The 16,021-nt window shown below is 47.2% G+C and carries 13 protein-coding genes, 1 tRNA gene and 1 pseudogene; 3 read left to right on the top strand and 12 right to left on the bottom strand.

Annotated elements, in window-relative coordinates:
- Nucleotides 1-2 precede the first annotated feature (2 nt).
- A complete protein-coding gene (dnaE, locus tag M2125_RS05470; RefSeq protein ID WP_280742665.1) occupies nt 3-3,632 on the top strand; it encodes a DNA polymerase III subunit alpha in 3,630 nt (1,209 codons plus the stop codon).
- On the opposite strand, the gene M2125_RS05465 is transcribed toward dnaE, so the two are convergent.
- The 3 genes from M2125_RS05465 to M2125_RS05455 are packed head-to-tail and all read right to left on the bottom strand — an operon-like array spanning nt 3,629 to nt 6,343.
- Complete coding sequence (locus M2125_RS05465) at nt 3,629-4,795, bottom strand: glycosyltransferase family 9 protein (protein ID WP_280742663.1); 1,167 nt, start codon at nt 4,793-4,795, stop codon at nt 3,629-3,631. The genes dnaE and M2125_RS05465 overlap by 4 nt on opposite strands.
- A gap of 10 nt (nt 4,796-4,805) precedes the next feature.
- A complete protein-coding gene (locus M2125_RS05460; RefSeq protein WP_280742662.1) occupies nt 4,806-5,585 on the bottom strand; it encodes a glycosyltransferase family 2 protein in 780 nt (259 codons plus the stop codon).
- Complete coding sequence (locus tag M2125_RS05455) at nt 5,582-6,343, bottom strand: glycosyltransferase family 2 protein (protein WP_280742001.1); 762 nt, start codon at nt 6,341-6,343, stop codon at nt 5,582-5,584. The genes M2125_RS05460 and M2125_RS05455 overlap by 4 nt, the downstream gene beginning before the upstream one ends.
- Before the next feature lie 10 nt (nt 6,344-6,353).
- On the opposite strand from M2125_RS05455, the gene msbA reads away from it, so the two are divergent.
- The gene (gene msbA, locus M2125_RS05450) at nt 6,354-8,117 is read left to right on the top strand and encodes a lipid A export permease/ATP-binding protein MsbA (protein WP_076023831.1); all 1,764 of its coding nucleotides are present in this window, start codon (nt 6,354-6,356) and stop codon (nt 8,115-8,117) included.
- On the opposite strand, the gene rng is transcribed toward msbA, so the two are convergent.
- From rng to M2125_RS05410, 8 genes and pseudogenes are all read right to left on the bottom strand, one after another.
- Nucleotides 8,114-9,577, bottom strand: coding sequence for a ribonuclease G (rng, locus tag M2125_RS05445; protein ID WP_076023541.1), 1,464 nt, complete (start codon nt 9,575-9,577; stop codon nt 8,114-8,116). The genes msbA and rng overlap by 4 nt on opposite strands.
- Nucleotides 9,574-10,203 carry a Maf family protein gene (locus M2125_RS05440; protein ID WP_198929281.1) on the bottom strand — a complete coding sequence of 210 codons (630 nt, stop codon included), beginning with the start codon at nt 10,201-10,203 and terminating at the stop codon, nt 9,574-9,576. The genes rng and M2125_RS05440 overlap by 4 nt, the downstream gene beginning before the upstream one ends.
- A complete protein-coding gene (gene rlmH, locus M2125_RS05435) occupies nt 10,196-10,639 on the bottom strand; it encodes a 23S rRNA (pseudouridine(1915)-N(3))-methyltransferase RlmH (RefSeq protein ID WP_280742661.1) in 444 nt (147 codons plus the stop codon). The genes M2125_RS05440 and rlmH overlap by 8 nt, the downstream gene beginning before the upstream one ends.
- A gap of 43 nt (nt 10,640-10,682) precedes the next feature.
- Nucleotides 10,683-11,075 (bottom strand): annotated as a pseudogene (gene rsfS, locus M2125_RS05430) (ribosome silencing factor); the annotation flags it as partial.
- A 38-nt stretch (nt 11,076-11,113) separates the two neighbouring features.
- The gene (locus M2125_RS05425; RefSeq protein ID WP_277541692.1) at nt 11,114-11,803 is read right to left on the bottom strand and encodes a nicotinate-nucleotide adenylyltransferase; all 690 of its coding nucleotides are present in this window, start codon (nt 11,801-11,803) and stop codon (nt 11,114-11,116) included.
- 1 nt (nt 11,804) lies between these two features.
- The gene (gene hemF / locus M2125_RS05420; protein ID WP_277541749.1) at nt 11,805-12,716 is read right to left on the bottom strand and encodes an oxygen-dependent coproporphyrinogen oxidase; all 912 of its coding nucleotides are present in this window, start codon (nt 12,714-12,716) and stop codon (nt 11,805-11,807) included.
- 32 nt (nt 12,717-12,748) lie between these two features.
- The gene (gene purD, locus M2125_RS05415) at nt 12,749-14,026 is read right to left on the bottom strand and encodes a phosphoribosylamine--glycine ligase (protein ID WP_280742660.1); all 1,278 of its coding nucleotides are present in this window, start codon (nt 14,024-14,026) and stop codon (nt 12,749-12,751) included.
- 45 nt (nt 14,027-14,071) lie between these two features.
- Nucleotides 14,072-14,791 carry a YebC/PmpR family DNA-binding transcriptional regulator gene (locus M2125_RS05410; protein ID WP_076023545.1) on the bottom strand — a complete coding sequence of 240 codons (720 nt, stop codon included), beginning with the start codon at nt 14,789-14,791 and terminating at the stop codon, nt 14,072-14,074.
- A 150-nt stretch (nt 14,792-14,941) separates the two neighbouring features.
- On the opposite strand from M2125_RS05410, the gene M2125_RS05405 reads away from it, so the two are divergent.
- Nucleotides 14,942-15,026 (top strand) — tRNA-Leu (locus M2125_RS05405).
- A gap of 39 nt (nt 15,027-15,065) precedes the next feature.
- Here the strand turns inward: M2125_RS05405 and M2125_RS05400 are convergent.
- Nucleotides 15,066-16,007 (bottom strand): CysB family HTH-type transcriptional regulator, encoded by a 942-nt coding sequence (locus M2125_RS05400; RefSeq protein WP_076023546.1) that lies wholly within the window; start codon nt 16,005-16,007, stop codon nt 15,066-15,068.
- Between the last annotated feature and the right edge of the window lie 14 nt (nt 16,008-16,021).

Raw genomic sequence — 16,021 nt, 5'->3', positions numbered from 1 at the left:
TCATGTCTTTGCCCCGTTTTGTCCATTTACGCGTTCACTCCGAATTTTCGATTACGGATGGGGTGGTGCGTATTGATGATGCAGTTGCAGCGGCTCAAAAAGACGAAATGGGTGCTTTGGCGCTCACTGATTTGAGTAACTTGTTTGGTTTGGTGCGGTTTTATAGCGCCGCTCGCTCAGGTGGCATTAAACCGATCGCCGGAGCCGATGTGTGGGTCAGCAATCTACAAGATCCTGATCAACCTTACCGCTTATTACTTTTGGTACAAAACCATTCGGGTTATCTCAATCTCTGCCAAATTCTCAGTCGAGCCTCTTTGGAAAATCAATCCCGGGGTAGGGCTGAAGTGCACCCCAGTTGGTTTACAGAGCCCGCTGCTAAGGCTGCGGATAAAGCGGCTAATAAAACTTTAGCGCATGGTTTGATTGCCCTGTCTGGTGCGCGCATGGGTGATGTAGGTATGGCTTTACTAGCCGGCCAAGAAGAACAAGCCAAAACAGCAGCTTTGCGTTGGGCAGGACTTTTTCCAGGTGCATTTTTTATCGAAGTTCAACGCGGTGGGCACACTCAAGACGAACAACATCTCCAACTAGCCTGCCATTTGGCAAGTGAGCTCGATTTGCCAGTTGTTGCGACCCATCCAGTGCAGTTTATGCAAAAAAGTGATTTCACGGCACATGAGGCGCGTGTATGCATTGCTGAGGGGGAGTTACTCGGCAATCCACGTCGTCAAAAGAAATTTAATGAAGAGCAATACTTTTTGTCTCAAGAAGAGATGGAAAAGCGCTTTGCTGATTTACCAATGGCTTTGGCTAATTCTGTGGAGATTGCCAAGCGTTGCAATTTATCGCTGACATTAGGGCAGCCGCGCTTGCCAGATTTTCCAACCCCGCCAGGAATCACCTTAGACGACTATTTATTGCAGCAATCTGAAATTGGCTTGAAGCGCCACATGGAGCGCAACTTTCTAGATCCGGAAGAGCGTGCCAAGGAAGAGGGGCGTTATCACGAACGTTTGGTCTTTGAGGTGAAGACGATCTCTCAAATGGGTTTTCCAGGTTATTTTTTAATTGTGGCGGACTTTATTAACTGGGCCAAAAATAATGGCGTACCAGTCGGCCCTGGTCGTGGATCTGGTGCGGGATCTTTGGTTGCGTACTCCCTGGGAATTACCGATCTAGATCCACTACGTTATAACTTGCTGTTCGAGCGCTTTCTGAATCCAGAGCGGGTATCGATGCCCGACTTTGATATTGACTTTTGCCAGCATGGGCGCGATCGCGTTATTCAGTACGTTAAAGACAAGTATGGCAAAGATGCGGTAAGTCAGATTGCTACTTTTGGAACAATGGCTGCTAGGGCAGCTATCCGTGACGTCGGCCGTGTTTTAGAACAGGGCTATAACTTTGTTGATGGGATCGCCAAGTTGGTTCCCAATAAGCCAGGTCAATACATGACCATTGAAATGGCTAAGAAGGAAGAGAAGCAATTAGCCGAGCGCGAGAAAAATGAAGATGAAGTCCGTCAACTTCTATCTTTGGCGCAACAGCTGGAGGGGATGACCCGAAATGTCGGTATGCATGCTGGGGGTGTATTGATTGCGCCAGGCAGGCTAACGGATTTTTGTCCGCTCTACACTCAAGAATCCAAAGATCAAGATAGCAGTTCTGTAATCAGTCAGTTTGATAAGGATGATGTGGAGGCCATTGGCTTGGTGAAGTTCGACTTCCTCGGCTTAACTACCTTAACCATTCTGGCGGCTGCTGAACGTTGGATTAAGGCCTTACATACTGATCGCAAGGATTGGAATATCGGTGAAATACCGCTCGATGATCAGGGGGCTTTTGAGGTTTTGAAAAAGGCCAACACTGTTGCAGTTTTCCAGCTTGAAAGTCGCGGCATGCAAGGCATGCTACGCGAGGCCAAGCCTGACCGGTTTGAGGACATCATTGCGCTTGTGGCTTTATACCGCCCGGGCCCGATGGACCTCATCCCAGACTTTATTGAGCGCAAACATGGTCGTCAAAAAGTCGAGTATCCGGACCCACGTATCGAGCCTGTTCTGAAAGAAACTTACGGGATCATGGTCTATCAAGAGCAGGTAATGCAGATGGCTCAGATGATCGGCGGCTACTCTCTAGGCGGTGCAGACATGTTGCGCCGGGCAATGGGTAAGAAAAAGCCTGAAGAAATGGCTCAGCACCGTAAGATTTTTAGTGATGGCGCGAAAGCAGGTGGCATTACTGAAAGCAAAGCAAATGAAATCTATGACTTGATGGAGCGTTTTGCGGGGTACGGATTTAATAAATCACATGCTGCTGCATATGCATTACTAGCCTATCAAACCGCTTGGTTAAAAGCGTACTACCCCGCTGAATTTATGGCGGCCAACTTATCACTCGCCATGGATGACACCGATAAGGTGAAGATTCTGTATGACGATTGCATGGCCAATCAAATTCGGGTGTTCTCACCAGACATCAATACTGGGGTCTATGAGTTCACCCCATTGCGCGCTCCCGACGCTGCGCCTGATAGCCCTTTAAGCCATATTCGTTATGGTTTAGGTGCCGTTCGTGGCACGGGTGAGGCGGCAATTGAGTCGATTGTGAAAGCACGCGACGCTGGTGGCCCCTTCAAAGATTTATTTGATTTTTGCGCTCGGGTTGATCGGCGCCAAGTCAATCGGCGTGCAATTGAGGCGCTGATGCGTGCCGGGGCATTCGATAGCCTCTATCGTGACACTGTTCCTGCTGGCGGAAATTTATACGATATCCGGTCCACTTTGCTTGCTTCATTAGCAAGAGCCATTGAAGCTGCGGAACAAGCGGAAGCCTCAATTCATCAGGTGAGTTTATTTGAGGCTTCCGGTGAAGCTGAGCGTCATCTGCCTGAGCTGGTTCGCGAGCCTATATGGCCAGAGAAAAAACGTCTGCAAGAAGAAAAAAATTCCTTAGGTCTTTGTTTAACTGGCCATATGTTTGATGCATATCGTGATGAGACTGCGCACTTTATTCGCCAGCCATTGGCAAAGATTGCTGAAGGTAAGGATCAATTAATTGCTGGCATCATTACATCGGCACGCATGTTGACCGGGCAACGCGGTCGCATGATGATCGCTACGATCGATGATGGCTCGGCAGCAATAGAGGTCACCCTTTATAGCGAAGTGTATGAACCCAATCGTTCTTGGCTTAAAGAAGATGAGCTTCTCGTTGCAAAAGTGAACGTTACTCCCGATAAGTTCTCGGGTGGCATGCGAATTGTGTCAGAAGCGGTCATGGATATTACGGGGGCACGCATGCGTTTTGCCCGTAATTTGCACGTATGTATTGATTCAGCAACCGATCTCAAACTGTTGCGCAGCCAAATTAATCCCTACTTGATGAGTAATCGCATGCGCGATCCAAAACTAGGGCCTGCTGGACCAGGAGCCCCTGCAACCAATGATGGCGTGAAGGGCTTATTACTGACTGCTGCAGTGACTACCGGGGGCGGGGCGTGCTTGATGCAATTCCCTGAGGAATTGCGCGTTTATCCAGATGACGCATGCTTGCATGGGCTCAATCAAATTTTGTCCCATAAACAAAGTAACCTGCGGACCTCTGCTGTGGAAGTTCAGTACCACTAAGTCTGAAGAGCCAGCTTCACTGCTGTTATCACCTGCGCCGGCTCCAATAAGTCCAAACAAGCACTGCGACTATCAGGCCGATCGTCACAGCCTGCTTTGCGGCAAGGCACACAATCCCCCGGACCTTGTAAGACAGTAATTTTTCCAACGGTTTGTGAGCGCGCACGCAGTTGATATGGCTGTGGCCCAATATAGCCATTTGGCCAAGGACCGAAGTTCGTCGGCGGAGTGGCGCCAAACAAAGCAATGGTGGGGGTATTACAGGCTGCCGCCAAGTGGGTAATAGAGGTATCTACACCAATGTACAGCACAGCATTGCGAATCAGTGCGCCGGCCTGCGGAATCGAGAGCGAGCCATTGGTATCAGTTACCTTGTCTCTAGTAGTTTGATCAAGTAAAGACAGGATGTCCTGATTGAGTTGTAGGTCCTGCTTGGCTGGTGAAGCACTCAAAATAACTTGCAAGCCTTGCTCGCAAAGCCATGTAATCAGAGTTTGCCAATATGTCAAAGGCCAGCGCTTATAAGCAGTAAGCGGTCCCGGATGGACGACTACATAAGGAGCATATAGTTGCATCGCAATGTCAGGTGGAATACTCTCACCACATGGAGGCGTCACTGAAATTGGCTTACTAAATAGCTCTTGAGGGTCCTTATAAAAAACACTCAGTAGACGTAATTTTTCTGCAATGACATGTTGATTGAAATAGTCGACATCAACGACATCTAGACAAATCGCTTTTTTCCAAGCATTTTGTTGTTCACTCTTACTTTTTTTACTTTTATCTTGCTCCGTGAGGCCTTGGGGGTGTCCGCCCAGTACGCCAACTCGGTGAAAGGCAGAGACTAAGCCATACACATAGGCGCGATCACTTGGCTGCGTCACAAATGCTAAGTCATAGCGTTGAAAGAGGCGATTGAATAAGCGCAGATATTCACAAAAACCAGGGCGATCTGAAGTCTCAATGATTTCTGAGATGTCTGGATTGCCTTTGAGCATATCGAGCTTGCCGCGATAGCCTAAAAAATGAAATTCAGCGTCTGGCCATAATTCACGTGCTTTACTAATTAAGGGGGTGGTAACGAGAACATCCCCAATTTGCCGAGTGGCAATAAATAGAACTTTTTTAGGCTTTAAAGGGAAAAATCTTTTCTTGGATGGCATGAAAATAACCTTACTTTACCTTGGCCATAATTTTTTCACGTACACGCCGAGCATTTTCTGCGGCTTGGGATTGATCGTTGATTTTATGAAAGAGATGAAGAACTTCAGTTGACCAAGAGCCTGATTTTCTGATGAGACCTATATTAGTGAGTCTAAAAACGAAATCTGCATCCTCGTGACCCCAACCGGTCATGGTTTCATCGAAGCCATTGATTTTGAGGGCATCATTTTTCCAGCATGCCATATTGCAGCCTTTAATTCGACGCCACATGAATTTTTGATAGTTGCGCCAAGCGCCATCTCCTAAATGAATTTTCAGTGGCCAGTATTTATTGATTGCCCCATGCAGTCGATACCAAAGTAAATGGGACGCAAAATGTTTGAAGCTCCAGCAAGACCATTCCAGTAATTGTTTGGTAAGTGCCTGATCTAAAAGCACTCTGCTGCCTGTTACTAGATATCCTGGCTTTGCAAGTAAGCGGTGATTTGCAATAAAAGTAGGTTGGCAAATGCAATCTCCATCCAAGAAAACCAGATAGTTCCCACTTGCTTGCGCAATGGCTTGATTGAGTATTCTGGTTTTACGAAATCCGAGATCTTCCTGCCAAAGGTGCTTGATTTGCACTGGAAAGGATGGTTTGATGCTCTCAATCAAATCTTTGGTTGAGTTGCTCGAGCCATCATCTGCAATGATGATTTCAAAATCTAAATCAGTTTGTGTAGCTAGCGACTCGAGGCAAAGTTTAAGCGCCTGCGGCCAGTTGTAGGTAGCCAGAAGAACCGAAATCATTTGCGGTTTTCTAAATTCAGTTGCCATAGCTTGATGTAGCGGTAATAAGTGCCCTGACCATTGGAGATGGCCAATGCTAAACCTTGTGCGCCATCCAAAAATCCGGCCTTGATAATGTAGGTGCGGAAAAAAGACCAGGCGCCATTGAGAATGGCTTTGAGGGGGTTACTCGTTTTTCCCTTGCTAAATGCTTGCTGGGCGGATGCAGTCGAGTAGCGGTCGATTTTCTGTAAAACCTGCGAATAGTTCATAAAGCTGAAATGCAGCATGGGGTTTTCTAGTCGCGCAACTTGACCGCTGGGGATTAGTCGCTCATGGACTAAGTCATCGGAGAATCGTGCTGTACCCCGCTTGAATAAGCGCTTCACATAGTCGGGACTCCAGCCCGAATGGCGGATAAATCGCCCACAATACCAAGACAGGCGCGGGATCGCAAAGCAGTCAACATGAGCGCTATGGGCAATAGCCCTCTGAATTTCAGCTCTGAGGGCGGGCGTGAGCCTTTCATCGGCATCCAGGGATAAAACCCAGTCTCCACTAGCCAAATCAAGGGCGCGGTTCTTTTGGGGTCCAAAACCGGGCCAATCTGGTGGGCTGGAGATGACGGCAGCATGGTTTTTAGCGATTTCTAGGGTGCGATCGCTGCTATTGGTGTCTACCACCACAATTTGCTGGGCAATCCCCTCTAGAGAGGCTAAACAGTCGCCTAAATTGGCCTCTTCATTGCGGGTGATGAGTATGACGGATAAGGTGGGCATAATTCATTATATGAATGCTCAAGACCGTACTGCTCTAAATCGCTTAATTGCCTACCTCAAACCCCATATTGGCCTGATTATTGGGTCTTTATTGGCTATGGCTTTGGTGGCGGGCGCTGAAACCTCCATCCCTGCCTTAATGAAGCCTTTGCTGGATCGTGGCTTCACAGGCCAATTAAATAGCAAGCTCTGGCAGGTGCCGGTATTTTTGGTTGGCTTGGCTCTAGTACGTAGTTTGGCTCAATTTTTATCTAATTATTTATTAACTCGCGTGATTAATGAAGTGCTTTTAAAGCTACGAGAGCAAATGTTTCATACTTTGCTGCGCGCTAAAACAGCCTTTTTTCAGAAAAATTCTGCTTCCAACTTAATTAATGCAGTGGTTTTTGAGGTGAATAACGTACTCACCATTATGGGCAGCATGCTGATTAGTTTGGTGCGCGATTCTCTCACCGTAGTTGGTTTAATGGGTTATCTGATTTATTTGAACTGGAAATTGACGCTAGTTGTCTTGGTTATTTTCCCGGTCATTGCGCTCATTATGAGCAAAATTAATCGTCGCCTACGGTCTCTAAATCGTGAGCAGCAAACCTTAACCAGTGACCTTGCATATATCGTTGAAGAATCTGCGGCTGGATATAAAGTTGTCAAAGTGCATGGTGCAGAAGAGTATGAGATGCGGCGCTTCATGAATAAGGCTGAACGCTTACGCCAATTTGCCATGAAATCAGCGGTAGCTGGCGGTTTAAATCAACCCATTACACAGTTGATTGCCTCTATGGCACTGTCCATTGTTTTGGTGATTGCCTTGATGCAGTCTACCTCTGAAGGTACGACTGTTGGTGGGTTTGCAGCTTTTATTACCGCAATGATGTTAGTCATTTCGCCGCTAAAACATTTGGCTGATGTCAATCAACCACTACAGCGAGGCTTAACTGCCGCAGAAATGATCTTTGCCATGATGGATGAGCCGATTGAGGAAGATGAGGGGCGGCAGCAAGCAATGCAAAGCTTGGATAAAGCTAGTGGTGCCATTACATTTGAGCATGTTGGATTTTCTTATGCGCAGGAAGTAGGGCGACAAGATGCGCTAAAGGAAATTAACTTAACAATTGAACCGGGCGAAGTAGTAGCGTTTGTGGGCCCATCCGGTGGTGGTAAATCAACTCTGGTAAGTCTCATTCCACGTTTTTATATACCTACTAGTGGGCGCATCTTGTTAGATGGTATTCCCTTGGATCAAATTCGTTTGTCAGACCTCAGAAAGCAAATCGCATTTGTTAGCCAGGATGTGATTTTATTTAATGACACTATTGCAGCCAATGTGGCATATGGTGCAGTGGGCGATGAAGGGGTGGATCGTGCTCGTGTCATCAAGGCTTTGGAGGCTGCTAATCTGTCTGCCCTGATGCAGGAGCTGCCTGAAGGTATAGATACTTTGATTGGGGATAACGGTAATCGTTTATCTGGCGGTCAGCGTCAACGTCTCGCTATTGCTAGGGCAATATATAAAGATGCACCCATCTTAATTTTGGATGAGGCTACTTCGGCTTTGGATTCGGAGTCTGAGCGTCAGGTTCAGGATGCTTTAGAGCACCTCATGGTTGGCAGAACGACTCTAGTCATTGCACACCGCTTGTCGACTATTGAACATGCCAATCGAATAGTGGTTTTAGAGCAAGGCGAGATCGCAGAAGCCGGTTCGCATGCTGAGCTGATTGGGCGTGATGGTTTGTATGCTAACTTGCACCGCATCCAGTTTTCGAATGCTTAACTTAAAACGATATCGTATTGCTCTTGGCGGAAACTACTTTCTGATTGAAGTTTGATTGGCTTATTAATAAAGTCGCCTAATTGAGCTAAGAATTGATTTTCTTCTTCAAGGAATAAATCAATGACATCGGGTGCAGCCACAATTCGAAATTCTCTCGGGTTGAATTGACGATGTTCACGGACAATTTCTCGAAAAATCTCATAGCAGATGGTTTGTGCAGTTTTTACCTCGCCTTTGCCAGCGCAGCTAGAACAAGGCTCACAGGTAATATGTGCTAACGATTCACGGGTACGCTTGCGAGTCATCTCAACCAAACCAAGAGCGGAAAAATCACTGACTGAAGTTCTTGCATGATCACGCTCTAGATTACGTTTGAGTTCATGTAAAACTAACTCTTGGTAGTCTTTGCCAAGCATGTCAATAAAATCAATGATGATAATACCGCCTAAGTTGCGCAGACGGAGCTGGCGTGCAATTGCTTGGGCTGCTTCTAAGTTGGTTTTAAAGACCGTGTCATCGAGATTGCGTGCCCCAACATAACTTCCGGTATTGACGTCAACAGTCGTCATGGACTCCGTTTGATCAATCATGAGATAACCGCCAGACTTAAGATCAACGCGACGTCCCAGCGCCTTATTGATTTCGGCATCAACATCAAATAAATCAAACAGGGCGCGCTCACCACGATGCAGGGTTAATTTATCCAAAAGATTTGGCATATAGAGCGTGGCAAACGCTTTTAACTTTTCAAAATTCTCTGCCGAGTCCACCCGAATTTGAGATGTATCTTCGCCAGCGACATCTCGTAAAACCCGCTCAGCGAGACTGAGGTCTTGGTAAAGCAGTGCTGGTGCAGCTTGATGATTGGCTGCCGCCCGAATATTTTGCCAAGTCGTTCGTAGGTAATGCATGTCATGCTCAAGTTCGCTATCGCTGGCATCTTGTGCGCTGGTGCGCACAATTAGACCCCCTTTCTCATCAGGAGGCATTAAACGCGCTAAGCGGGCCTTAATAGCCTCACGATCTTCTGGTTGATCGATGCGCTGAGATACGCCAATATATTTTTCTACCGCAAGATCGCTACCAGCAGGTGGGAGATACACTAGATTTCTGCCGGCAATGCTCAGTTGGGTTGTTAATCTAGCGCCTTTAGTCCCTAGAGGATCTTTTAAAACTTGCACTAGCAAAGTTTGACCTTCAAATAGCAGTTTTTCTATTTGAGCCTGTGGATTGTTTTGGGTGATGTCAGCAACATGTATAAATGCAGTGCGCTCGAGACCAATCTCAATAAAAGCAGACTGCATTCCAGGGAGAACGCGTACTACTTTTGCTAAATAAATATTGCCAACGATGCCGCGTTGACGAGTACGCTCAATTTGCAATTCTTGGACAGCGCCTTGTTGAATGAGTGCAACCCGAGTTTCTTGGGGGGTGATGTTAATCAGTATCTCTTCATTCATTTGCGTGTCACTTTAGCGCGATTGAGTAGCTCTCTGGTTTCATGTAGCGGAAGTCCCATAATACCGCTATAGCTGCCTTCAATGCTGGGGATGAGTGATCCCCCAAGACCCTGAATGCCATAGGCGCCAGCCTTGCCAAATGGCTCACCGCTGGCAATATAAGTGGCTATATCCTGCTCTGAAAGCGCGGCAAATTGAACTTTCGAAACTTGCACGATGCACAGTGGCTTGAAGTCTAGGGCAGGCGTGATCGCAACCGCAGTGAGTACTTCATGTACTTTGCCGCTGAGCATGGTCAAAATGCGATCTGCATCCAATGCATCTGCTGGTTTACCTAGGATTTCTCCTTTGGGATCATCTGGCAGGCTAACGGTAGTATCTGCACATAAGATTGGGGCCCAAGGTAATTGACGCTCCTTCCAGCGTTGCAAGGCCGCAGTACTTTTGGCCAAGGTGACACGTTCTACATAGTCACGGGCTTTTTCATGGGGCAGGGGTATCTCGATAGACTCGCTATCTTCCTCGGGACTTGGCAGCAGCATCTCAAATTGCACCCCTAACTGCTTGAGAAGCTCTTGCCGGCGTGGACTCTGAGAGGCGAGATAGATGAAGGAATGATTATTCACGATGATAGGGGTGTCCCTGCAGAATCGTCCAGGCTCGATATAGCTGCTCAACCAACAGAACGCGTGCCATGGCGTGGGGCAAGGTTAAGCTTGATAAGCGCCACATGGCTTGCGCTGTCTGCTTGACGCTTGGATCTAAACCATCAGCACCACCAATTAAGAAGGTAATATCAAAACCCTCTTGTCGCCAGTTCGCTAATTGAGTGGCTAGATTTTGGGTGGTTTGATCTTTGCCGCGCTCATCAAGTGCAATGACTCGTGAACCTTTTGGTATTGCCGCAGCGATTTTAATTGCCTCTTTAGCGGGCGTTAAGTCTGGCTTGATCTCTTTAATTTCAATGCTGCAATCGGCAGGCATGCGCTTGATGTAATCATGGGTAGCAGCTATCACCCAGTCTGGCATCTTATGACCAACGGAAACGATTGTTAAGCGCATGAGCCCAATTGAACCAGTTAGGAACTAAAGATGAGAAGACTTAATCGTCATCCTCATCATTAGACTCACTTGCTTTCACTAAGCCCTTTTCGCCAGCCAGCTTCACTCGGACCGGTTTTGCACCCCACATACCCTCAAGTTGATAGTATGAGCGCAGCATCGGTTGCAGAATATGAACAACGATATCTCCGCAGTCGACCAAAACCCATTCACCAGTTTCCAAGCCTTCAACAGAAATGACTTCGCCGCCCTTGGCATTCACATCCTCTTTAACGGACATCGCCAAAGAGCGCGTTTGGCGATTACTAGAGCCAGTGGCAATAATGACCCGATCAAATAGCTCGCTTAATTTGGTGGTGTCATAGACGCGAATATCTTGCGCCTTGACGTCCTCTAGTGCGTCAATGATGACACGTTGTAATTTGCGTAATTCCATAATTTCTCAGTTATCTTTATAGGGTGATCTTAGCTTGATTATTGATATAAGCCTAGATTTGTGATGATTTCAAAAGCATGTGCAGGGATTTGCTCGGAGGCCACCGTAGTCCGAGCGCTTGTTTTAAGGTGATTTCTCAGTTCGGTAGATGAGAGATCGATCGAAAGCTTGTTATCAATATATATGTGGCCATATGCTTGATTTGCAAGTACCTCAAGCCCATTGGCACCTTGGTTTTTCAGTAATTGCGCCATTTCTGGGCTCAATTCTTTCTGTAGATCATGATGGGGTCGGCTGGCTGCAGCAATATTGACTTGATTGATCAGGTCTTTCCAAGATTTCCAACTGGGCAGCCCAATTAGGGAGTCTGCCCCCATTAACCAAATGAGGCTAGCGTCTTTGCCGTAACGCTCCCTAAGTGAAAGCGCGGTATCGATTGCGTAGCTCGGGCCAGCCCGATCAATCTCAATCCGATCTACCCCGATTTTGGTTGGAATCTTCAAATACAGAAAAGCCCTAGCTAAATCGATGGCAGCAGCCTCAATCAAACTAAAGCGCACTTGAGCAGATGTGATGGTGTCGCTTTTTTGCCATGGTTGACCACTCGGGATGAGCAGCAATTCATCTAAGTGGAGCAGTTTGGCAAAATGGGTTGCAAGTTTGAGGTGTCCAATATGTGGTGGATCAAAAGTCCCACCCAATATCCCAATTTTCTTCAGGGTATTCAAATTAAGCTAACCAGTCACGCGGCTTTAAATAAAAATCGTATAGCCGTGCTTCTGGGGTTCCTGGTTCAGGTTGCCAGTTATAGCGCCATTGGACCACTGGAGGCATCGACATCAGGATAGATTCTGTGCGACCACCAGAGTGCAACCCAAAAATAGTACCGCGATCAAAAATGAGGTTGTATTCCACATATCGTCCACGACGATATTCTTGGAATGATTTTTCTGCCGCTGTAAAAGGTGTTTTATAGCGCTTCTCAACGATAGGCAAATAGGCATCAACAAATGCATCTCCAACAGCACGTGTCATCGCAAAACTGGCTTCAAATCCAAGGGAGTTAAAGTCATCAAAGAAGATGCCGCCAATACCACGAGGTTCCTCGCGATGTTTTAAATAGAAGTACTCATCACACCATTTTTTAAAGCGGGGGTGGAGATCTTCACCAAAAGGTTCAAGTGCATTCTTGGCGGTTTGATGAAAGTGTCTGCAGTCCTCCTCAACCCCGTAGTAAGGGGTTAAATCAAAACCTCCCCCAAACCACCATACCGGCTCTTGATCTGGCGCTTGCGCAATAAAGCAGCGCACATTCATATGAGTGGTAGGTACATGTGGATTGTTGGGATGAAAAACAAGTGATACCCCCATTGCCTCAAAACTACGACCAGCTATTTCTGGGCGGTGATGAGATGCTGAGGGTGGCATCTGTTCGCCACGGACATGTGAAAAACCTACGCCACCTTTTTCTAGGATCGAGCCACCGTCCAAAATACAGGTGCGCCCATACCCTTTCAGCTTGCTATCTTCGGGTTTGTGCCACTCATCGGCAACGAAGGCTTTGCCATCGAGCGCACTCATTGCGCTAGTAATGCGATCCTGCAAACCCAAAAAGTAATTTTTTAGGGCGGCAATGTCGATTTGAGTGTGTGTGCTTGAAGACAAGATGTTCTTTATTTAACGGCGCGATAGCCAATATCTGTGCGGTATTGCATGCCATCAAAGTGAATTTTTGCAATCGCGTCATATGCTTTTTGTTGAGCGCCACGTACGGTATCGGCTAAACCAACCACGCACATCACACGGCCACCAGAAGTGACCAACTTGTCATCCTGAAGTTTGGTGCCAGCATGAAAGCTTAATTGATCTTCTGTATCCGCCGGAATGCCAGTAATCACATCGCCATTGCGTGGGGTATCCGGATAGTTATGCGCAGCCAGCACTACCCCTAAGGCTGTGCGGCGATCCCATTCGAGTTCAACTTCATTGAGTTTGCCATCGACGGCGTGATCTAAAGCGTTTACCAAATCACTGCGCAAGCGCGCCATGATTGGTTGCGTTTCAGGATCGCCCATACGACAATTAAATTCTAGGGTTTTAATTTTTCCATCCGGAGAAATCATGAGGCCAGCATACAAGAAGCCGGTATAGGGAATGCCATCTGCTTCCATACCCTTCACCGTTGGCATGATTACCTCGCGCAGTGCGCGCGCATGAATCTCTGGTGTGACCACTGGGGCAGGGGAGTAGGCGCCCATTCCCCCGGTATTAGGGCCTTGATCGGCATCAAGCAAGCGCTTGTGATCTTGGCTAGTTGCCAAGGCGAGCACATTTTTACCGTCAACCAAAACAATAAAGCTAGCTTCTTCACCAGTCAGAAATTCTTCAATCACGACACGGGCGCCTGCGTTACCAAGCTTGTTGTTGGCCAACATCATATCTACTGCTGCATGCGCTTCATCTACAGTCATTGCAACCACAACACCTTTACCGGCTGCTAAGCCATCAGCCTTAATCACAATCGGCGCACCTTTTGCATCAATATAGGCGTGCGCCTCTAGTGCACTGGAGAAAGTTTGATAGTCTGCCGTAGGAATGCCATGACGTTTCATAAAAGCTTTAGAAAAATCTTTAGAGGACTCCAATTGGGCGGCTAATTGTGTTGGTCCAAAAATACGCAAACCATTATTGCGGAATACATCCACAATACCAGCAGCCAAAGGCGCTTCAGGGCCAACAACAGTTAAATGAATTTTTTCACGTTTGGCAAAATCAGCTAGGCCTTGCAGGTCGCTGATAGGTAAATTCACAATGCCTGCAGCGGTTTGTTTTGCTGTGGCGGTACCGCCATTTCCAGGTGCGACATAAACCGTTTGCACCTGAGATGATTGGGCCAATTTCCATGCAAGGGCATGTTCGCGTCCGCCAGATCCAATAAGTAGAATTTTCATAACAATTTGCTTAATAAATTAATGAATAGTTTGTAGTGGCACCGCTTAGATGGCGGCATTCGAGAAGACTTCTTGAACATCATCTAGGTTCTCTAATGCATCTAACAGTTTCTGCATGCTTTCAGCCTGTTCTGCATCCAAGGCGATTTCAGTCTCAGGGCGCATGGTGACAGTAGCTAATTCGGGTTTCAGGCCAGCCCTCTCAAGTACTTCCTGCACCTGTGTAAATTCAGGCACTGGTGTTAAAACCTCGAAAGAGCCATCGTCATGACTGATAACATCCTCGGCACCAGCATCCAGGGCTATTTCCATGAGTTGATCTTCATTGGTGCCGGGTGCAAAGAGCATCTGACCGCAATGTTTAAATAGGAAGGCAACTGAACCTTCTGTACCCATATTGCCACCATATTTATTAAATGCATGACGTACTTCGGCAACCGTGCGAGTGCGATTATCGGTCATGCAATCGACGATGATTGCAGCACCATTAATTCCGTAACCCTCATAACGAATTTCCTCGTAGTTCACGCCCTCAAGGGAGCCTGTACCACGGGCAATCGCTCTTTGTACGTTGTCGTTGGGCATGTTGGCATCTTTTGCTTTATCAATTGCAAGACGCAAGCGCGGGTTGGTAGGGATATCTCCCCCGCCTAATTTAGCTGCAACAGTGATTTCTTTAATCAGTTTGGTCCAAATCTTCCCGCGTTTCTCATCTTGACGACCTTTGCGGTGTTGAATATTGGCCCATTTTGAATGGCCGGCCATACAGTAAGTCCTCTTAATAATTTGGCTATAGGACTCTATTTTAAGGGCTTACCAAGCAAAGGTAGGGGGAGCCAAGCATTTTTTGTTACACTCTTATGTCTTAGCAGCAACAAAGTAGTTAATTAAGCAGAATTTCCACTGCAAACACCTGCCCCGGTGATGGAATTGGTAGACGTGCCGGACTCAAAATCCGGTGCCGCAAGGCGTGGCGGTTCGAGTCCGCCCCGGGGCACCAATTCAGATGGCCATTGCCCTCTTGATTCCCTCAAAAATTTTAGATCTCGTAAGTTTCCGACTCGCTCGACATTGCTTGCTCAACTATTTTCTTTGTGAGGGTGGGTGAGAAGAGTTCAATAAAAGTGAAGACAAAAGAGCGCAGATAGGCGCCTTGTTTTACACCGAGATGAGTGACGTTGTTGCCAAACAAGTGCCCCACTGGAATCACCTTAAGATTGCGATCACGTTCGGCATCATGCGCCAGCCCCGATACAATCCCGACACCCATACCCGTTTCTACATAGGTTTTAATCACGTCGGCATCAATTGCCTCCAGAACAATATCGGGACTTAAATTGCGCTGGGCGAATGCCGCATCAATTTTGCTGCGTCCAGCAAAAGCTTTGTCATAAGTAATGATCGGATACTTGGCAATTTCTTCCAGGGTAATGCTAGCTTGATTAAGAAGCGGGTGGCTTAATGGCACCATGATGACATGCTGCCATTGGTAGCCTGGGAGCGCTAGTACACCGGGTGTATTGGCAATGCCTTCTGTAGCAATAGCGATGTCTGCACGATCATGAATTAAGAGCTCTGCAATTTGACCGGGGTTACCTTGCTGAATGCTGACCCGGACCTTTGGAAAGCGCTTGGTAAATTCTGTCAGCACTTTCGGCAGAGCATAGCGCGCTTGAGTGTGGGTAGTGGCAATGACAAAGCTGCCTTGATCTTGGCTGGCAAAGTCTTTACCGACGCGCTTGAGTGTTTCGACTTCATCCAAAATGCGCTCAATCGAAACCAAGATGCGCTTGCCAGGCTCTGTAAGAGAGCGTATGCGCTTGCCGTGGCGTCGAAAGATTTCAACGCCGAGCTCATCCTCCAATTCAATAATGGCCTTGGAAACTCCCGGCTGAGAAGTGAAGAGGGCTTTGGCAGCTGTCGTCAGATTAAAGTTTTGTCGTACCGCTTCGCGTACAAAACGAAATTGATGCAGGTTCATATTGATTCCGATCT

This window comes from Polynucleobacter sphagniphilus, assembly GCF_029892205.1.
In the GTDB taxonomy this organism is placed as follows: domain Bacteria; phylum Pseudomonadota; class Gammaproteobacteria; order Burkholderiales; family Burkholderiaceae; genus Polynucleobacter; species Polynucleobacter sphagniphilus.
The sequence above is the reverse complement of the archived record's forward strand: the minus strand, read 5'-3'. Positions and strand labels throughout refer to the sequence as shown.

Coding starts and splice junctions, on each gene's coding strand:
- M2125_RS05410 (WP_076023545.1), bottom strand. CDS start 14,791: ATGGCCGGCCATTCAAAATGGGCCAATATTCAACACCGCAAAGGTCGT.
- dnaE (WP_280742665.1), top strand. CDS start 3: ATGTCTTTGCCCCGTTTTGTCCATTTACGCGTTCACTCCGAATTTTCG.
- msbA (WP_076023831.1), top strand. CDS start 6,354: ATGAATGCTCAAGACCGTACTGCTCTAAATCGCTTAATTGCCTACCTC.
- M2125_RS05400 (WP_076023546.1), bottom strand. CDS start 16,007: ATGAACCTGCATCAATTTCGTTTTGTACGCGAAGCGGTACGACAAAAC.
- M2125_RS05455 (WP_280742001.1), bottom strand. CDS start 6,343: ATGCCCACCTTATCCGTCATACTCATCACCCGCAATGAAGAGGCCAAT.
- M2125_RS05465 (WP_280742663.1), bottom strand. CDS start 4,795: ATGCCATCCAAGAAAAGATTTTTCCCTTTAAAGCCTAAAAAAGTTCTA.
- purD (WP_280742660.1), bottom strand. CDS start 14,026: ATGAAAATTCTACTTATTGGATCTGGCGGACGCGAACATGCCCTTGCA.
- rng (WP_076023541.1), bottom strand. CDS start 9,577: ATGAATGAAGAGATACTGATTAACATCACCCCCCAAGAAACTCGGGTT.
- M2125_RS05460 (WP_280742662.1), bottom strand. CDS start 5,585: ATGATTTCGGTTCTTCTGGCTACCTACAACTGGCCGCAGGCGCTTAAA.
- rlmH (WP_280742661.1), bottom strand. CDS start 10,639: ATGCGCTTAACAATCGTTTCCGTTGGTCATAAGATGCCAGACTGGGTG.